Source organism: Myxococcus sp. CA023 (genome assembly GCF_010998615.1).
In the GTDB taxonomy this organism is placed as follows: Bacteria; Myxococcota; Myxococcia; order Myxococcales; family Myxococcaceae; genus Myxococcus.
In genome coordinates this window covers 1-458 of record NZ_JAAEAH010000196.1, presented here as the reverse complement: position 1 = coordinate 458, position 458 = coordinate 1, and the positions used below count along the sequence as shown (strand labels likewise).

General features: G+C 53.3%; 1 protein-coding gene. It reads right to left on the bottom strand.

Going from position 1 to position 458, the window contains the following annotated elements; translation table 11 throughout:
• On the bottom strand, positions 1–458 hold a 458-nt coding region (locus F8M74_RS37235), incomplete at both ends, for a DUF87 domain-containing protein (RefSeq protein WP_163884766.1).

Sequence of the window (458 nt, the reverse complement as noted above, 5' to 3'; positions counted from 1 at the left end):
GCTTTGCCTTCTGCCTCGGAAAGGTCATCCCACTCACGCAATTCTTCGATACCATCTCCGAGAAGATGTCGAAGGCGATTGATGTCCCGTGGCTCGGTCTTGTCGGCTGTCCGCCAATAGCGCAACGCAACATCAAGCACCCTCTGTTGAGGCTCGGTCAGCCCAGGCAGAATTTCTGCCACATCATCCATTTCAAAGTGATCGAACTGCAGCGCAAGCTGGACGTTTTTGCCTGCGTACTTGTGTTTGAACGATTCATTTTGTGGCGTGTAAACATGGACGCCTGCTCCGGCTTCCTGCAATCGTTCCAAGGTTTCGCGAATTTTGGGTAGTGCCGTACGATCGCGTCCGTCTTCGCTCTCCGCTAGACCTCCCGAGAAATTCAATTGCCCCTTCGCCAGGGCCTTTCCATACTCACCATGCGGATCAAAAACAACCACGGTTCCGTTGTTCAACGC